Consider the following 5353-nt stretch of genomic DNA (forward strand, 5'->3'; position numbering starts at 1 on the left):
CCGGGCAGCGGGGAGGGCGTGGGGTCGAGGCCCGCGAGCAGCGTGGCGTCCGGGTCGGGCGGTGCGGGCACGGCCGCCGCGGCCGAGGTCGTGCTCAGCGTGGCGAGGACGACGGCGAGCAGCACCGCCGCCGTCCGTGCGCCCCGCGTCACGGGGGCGAGCGTAGGACGCCCGGACGCCGCGCCGGGGTCGTTCCGTGGAGCCCGCGTGACGTGATCGCCGCCGGGCGGGTGGCGCGCGTGCTTAGGGTGGGAACGTGCCCCGACCGGTCATCCTCACGGTGGACGACGATCCCGGCGTCTCCCGCGCCGTCGCCCGCGACCTGCGACGCGAGTACGGCGAGTACCACCGCATCGTCCGCGCCGACTCCGGGGAGGCGGCCCTGGAGGCCCTGCGCGACCTCGCGCTGCGGGGCGAGCAGGTCGCGGTGATGCTCGCCGACCAGCGCATGCCCCGGATGACGGGGGTGGAGTTCCTCGAGCGCGCGATGGACATCTTCCCGCGGGCCCGGCGCGTGCTGCTCACCGCGTACGCCGACACCGAGGCGGCGATCACCGCGATCAACGTCGTCGACCTCGACCACTACCTGCTCAAGCCCTGGGACCCGCCGGAGGAGAAGCTCTACCCCGTCGTCGACCAGCTCCTCGAGGCGTGGCGGCGCGCGCCCGACCGGCCGACGACCGAGACCCGCATCGTCGGGCACCGCTGGTCGGCGCGCTCCTACGAGCTGCGCGACCTGCTCGCCCGCAACCAGGTGCCCTTCCGCTTCCACCTCGCCGAGGACCCGGAGGGTCACCGCCTGCTCGAGGCCGCGGGTCTCGACGGCGCGCGGCTGCCCGTGGTCGTGACCGGCGAGGGCCGGGCGCTGGTGGACCCGACCGACGCCGAGGTGGCCCAGGAGGCCGGGCTCGCCACGCACGCCGTCGAGCAGCTCTACGACCTCGCGGTGGTCGGCGGCGGCCCCGGCGGGCTCGGCGCCGCGGTGTACGGCGGGTCGGAGGGCCTGCGCACCGTGCTCGTGGAGTCGGTCGCCACCGGCGGGCAGGCGGGCACCTCGAGCCGCATCGAGAACTACCTCGGCTTCCCCGACGGCGTCTCCGGCGCCCAGCTCACCGACCGCGCCCGGCGCCAGGCCGTCAAGTTCGGCGTCGAGATCCTCACGACGCGGACCGTCACCGGGCTCGCGTCGCGCGGTGGGGTCCGGGTGCTGACCTTCGACGACGGCAGCGAGATCGCCGCGCACGCCGTCGTGCTCGCGACCGGGGTCTCCTACCGCACCCTCGAGGTCCCGGGCCTCACCGAGCTGGCGGGGCTCGGCGTCTACTACGGCGCCGCGACCACCGAGGCGCCGTCCTGCACCGGCGAGACGGTCTACGTCGTCGGCGGCGCGAACTCCGCCGGCCAGGCGGCGATGAACTTCTCCCGCTACGCCGAGCGCGTCGTCATGCTCGTGCGCGGCCCGTCACTGCAGGCCTCGATGTCGCAGTACCTCATCGAGCAGATCGAGGCGGTCGAGTCGATCGAGGTCCGGACCTGCACGGAGGTCGTCGGTGCCGCCGGTGACGAACACCTCGAGAAGCTGACGTTGCGTGACAGGAACACCGGCGACGAGCAGGTCGTGGACGCCCAGTGGCTCTTCGTCTTCATCGGCGCGGAGCCGCGGACCGACTGGCTCGACGGCGTCGTGGCCCGCGACGACCGCGGGTTCGTCCTCTCCGGGCCGGATCTGCCGCCGGCGCCGGATTCTCGGGGCCCGTCGGGATGGGAACCGGACCGGGATCCGTTCCACCTGGAGACCTCCCTGCCCGGGGTGTTCGCCGTCGGCGACGTCCGGGGCGGGTCGGTGAAGCGCGTGGCCTCCGCCGTCGGCGAGGGCGCGATGGCGGTGAGCCTGGTGCACCGTTGGTTGGAGAACCGATGACCACGACCGAACGTCCGGAACTGGACCCCGCCTCCTTGCGCGGGCTCTTCCTCTTCGAGTCCCTCGACGAGGACCAGCTGGCCTGGATCAGCGAGCACGCCGACGTGGTCGACTTCCCCGCGGGCGAGGACGTCTGCCGCGAGGGCGACCCGGCCCGCTGCTTCTGGGTGCTCTGCCGCGGCGAGATCTCCCTCATCCGGGCGTCCCGCGGCGACGAGGTCGAGATCAGCCGCTCCACCACGCCCGGGACCTACGGCGGCTCGACCGAGGCGTTCGTGCCCGGCGTCGAGCAGACCTACAAGCACACCCTGCGCGCCTGCACCGACACCACGCTGCTCGCCCTGCCCGCGGCGGACTGGTCGGAGAAGCTGCGCGAGTGGTTCCCGATGGCGATGCACCTCGTGGCGGGCCTGTTCATCGGGATGCAGCGCTCGTCCACCGCGATCGGGGAGCGGGAGCGCCTGCTGGCCCTCGGTTCGCTCTCGGCCGGCCTGACCCACGAGCTCAACAACCCGGCGGCGGCCGCCATCCGCGCCACCGAGTCGCTGCGCGACCGCGTCGCGGGGATGCGCCACAAGCTCGCGATGCTCGCCTCGGGGAAGCTCGACGGCGCCGTCGTCTCGCAGCTGGTCGAGCTGCAGGAGGAGGCGGTGCTCGGCGTCGCCACGGCCCCGGAGCTCACCGCGATGCAGACCTCGGACGCCGAGGACGAGATCGGTGACTGGCTCGCCGACCGCGAGATCGACGGCGCCTGGGACCTGGCGGCGGTGCTCGTCGCGGGCGGGCTCGACTCGGAGTGGCTGGCCAAGGTCGAGCGCACGGTCCCCGACGGGACGCTCGGGGCGGCGGTGCGCTGGATCGCCTACGCCGTCGAGACCGAGACGCTCATGGGCGAGATCACCGACGCGACCGGGCGGATCGGGACGCTCGTCAACGCCGCGCGGCAGTACTCCCAGCTCGACCGCGCGCCGTACCAGCCGTCGGACCTGCGGGTGCTGATCAAGTCGACCCTGACGATGCTCTCGCGCAAGCTCGAGGGGATCGAGCTGGTCAAGGACTTCGACCCGGAGCTCCCCCTGGTGCCCTGCTACCCGGCCGAGCTCAACCAGGTGTGGACGAACATCGTCGACAACGCCGTCGCGGCCATGGGGGGCTCGGGGACGCTGACCGTGCGCACCCGCCGCGAGTCGGACACCGCCGTCGTCGAGATCGCCGACACCGGTCCCGGCATCCCCGAGGAGGTCCGGCCGCGGATCTTCGAGCCCTTCTTCACGACGAAGGACGTCGGCGAGGGCACCGGCCTGGGCCTGGACATCTCGTGGCGCATCGTCGTCAGCAAGCACCACGGGGACATCCGGGTGCACAGCTCGTCGGCGGGGACGACCTTCGAGATCCGCCTGCCGTTGGCCTGACCGCCTCGTGCGGAGCCCACGTAACCAGCGCGTCACATGTGGTTACATGGCCTAAACACCTGGGGTAGTCCGGTCCTGTCGACGACGACAGGAGGCACGGCCATGTGTGGCATCGCAGGAACGGTCGACTTCACCGGGAACTTCGACGAGGACCCCGCTTCGCGCGAGGTCGCGCGGGCCATGACGGAGACGATGGCCTGCCGCGGCCCGGACGACGAGGGCCTCTGGACCACCGCGCACGCGGCGCTGGGCCACCGCCGGCTCGCGATCATCGACGTGCCCGGCGGGACGCAGCCGATGGTCCTCGACGACCCGGTGACCGGCGAGACGCGGCTGGCGATCGTCTACTCCGGCGAGGTCTACAACTTCACCGAGCTGCGCGAGGAGCTCCAGGGCGCGGGCCACCGGTTCCGCACCGACTCCGACACCGAGGTCGTCCTGCACGGCTGGCTGGAGTGGGGCGAGGACGTCGTCACCCGTCTCAACGGGATGTTCGCGTTCGCGCTGTGGGACGTGCGCGACGACGAGCTCTTCCTCGTCCGCGACCGCATGGGCATCAAGCCGCTCTACTACTACGCGACCCCCGACGGCGTGCTGTTCGGCTCCGAGCCGAAGGCGATCCTCGCCCACCCGAGCGCCGACGCCGTCGTCGACCTGGACGGGCTGCGCGAGCTGCTCTCGCACGTCAAGACGCCGGGCCACGGCGGCTACCGCGGGATGCACGAGGTCCGTCCGGGCTCGCTGGTCCGCGTGCGGCGCGAGGGCCTCTCGGTGCGGCGCTACTGGCAGCTCGAGGCGATCGAGCACACCGACGACCAGGACACCACCGTCGCCCGCGTCCGCGAGCTGCTCGAGGACATCGTCTCGCGGCAGCTGATCTCCGACGTCCCGCTGTGCTCGCTGCTGTCGGGCGGCCTGGACTCGTCGGCCATCACGGCGCTCGCCGCCCGCCAGCTGCGCGACCGCGGGGCCGGGCCGGTGCGCTCGTTCTCGGTCGACTTCGTCGGCTACGAGGACGCGTTCGCCGCCGACCCGATGCGCGACACCCCCGACGGGCCCTACGTCCGCGAGCTCGCCGAGTACGTCGCGGCCGACCACGAGGCGATCACGCTCTCCAACGACGACCTCATGGACCCCGGCGCCCGCGCCGCGGTGCTGCGGGCCCGCGATCTGCCGCTCTCGCTCGGCGACATGGACACCTCGCTCTACCTGCTGTTCAAGGCGATCCGGGGCCGGTCGACGGTGGCGCTCTCGGGCGAGTCGGCCGACGAGGTGTTCGGCGGCTACCGCTGGTTCCACGACGCCGACGCGGTGAACGCCGACACCTTCCCGTGGATGGCCGGGACCTCCGGCCCGCTGGACCTCTCGCGCAGCTTCTTCGACCCGGAGTTGCTGACGGCACTGGACCTGCCGGGCTACGTCGAGCAGTCCTACCGCGACGCCCTGGCCGAGGTCCCGCACGTGGACGGCGTCTCGGCGCAGGAGCGGCGGATGCGCGAGATCTGCTACCTGCACCTCACCCGCTTCGTGCAGATCCTGCTCGACCGCAAGGACCGGATGTCGATGGCCAGCGGGCTCGAGGTCCGGGTGCCGTTCTGTGACCACCGACTCGTCCAGTACGTCTTCAACACCCCGTGGGCGCTCAAGACCTTCGACGGCCGGGAGAAGTCGCTGCTGCGTGCGGCGACCCGGGACGTGCTGCCCGCCTCGATCGCCGACCGCGTCAAGAGCCCGTACCCCTCGACGCAGGACCCGGGCTACGAGAAGGCGGTGCGCGGCGACCTGGCCGACCTGCTCGCCGACTCCACCGCCCCGGTCCGCCGGCTGGTGGACGCCGACCGCATCCGCGCGGCCGTGGACGCGCCGGCGGAGTCGGGCACGAGCCTCGAGGTCGACCGGGCGCAGATGGAGAACGTGCTGCAGCTCAACGCCTGGATGGAGCGCTACTCGCCCACCGTCGAGACGAGCTGACTGGTCGGTACGCCTCCGCCCAGCGCGGTACGAACGGCCGGTTCGTCAC

Annotated in this window: 3 protein-coding genes; all 3 read left to right on the plus strand. The window is 72.7% G+C overall.

The genetic code is table 11. The features are described from left to right. Positions 1-256 precede the first annotated feature (256 nt). The 3 genes from AC0CYZ_RS04715 to asnB all read left to right on the plus strand — a co-directional run bounded on the left by AC0CYZ_RS04715 (position 257) and on the right by asnB (position 5304). Positions 257-1921: an NAD(P)/FAD-dependent oxidoreductase gene (locus AC0CYZ_RS04715; protein ID WP_472212825.1), complete on the plus strand. Its 1665-nt coding sequence runs from the start codon at positions 257-259 to the stop codon at positions 1919-1921. After that, entirely contained in the window at positions 1918-3333 is a 1416-nt protein-coding gene (locus AC0CYZ_RS04720; RefSeq protein WP_472212827.1) for an ATP-binding protein, read from the plus strand. Before AC0CYZ_RS04715 ends, AC0CYZ_RS04720 begins: the two co-directional genes overlap by 4 nt. A gap of 102 nt (positions 3334-3435) precedes the next feature. Next, on the plus strand, positions 3436-5304 hold the full coding sequence (asnB, locus tag AC0CYZ_RS04725; protein WP_472212829.1) for an asparagine synthase (glutamine-hydrolyzing): 1869 nt from the start codon (positions 3436-3438) through the stop codon (positions 5302-5304). Positions 5305-5353: the final 49 nt, after the last annotated feature.

The organism is Actinomycetospora sp. (assembly GCF_055612215.1).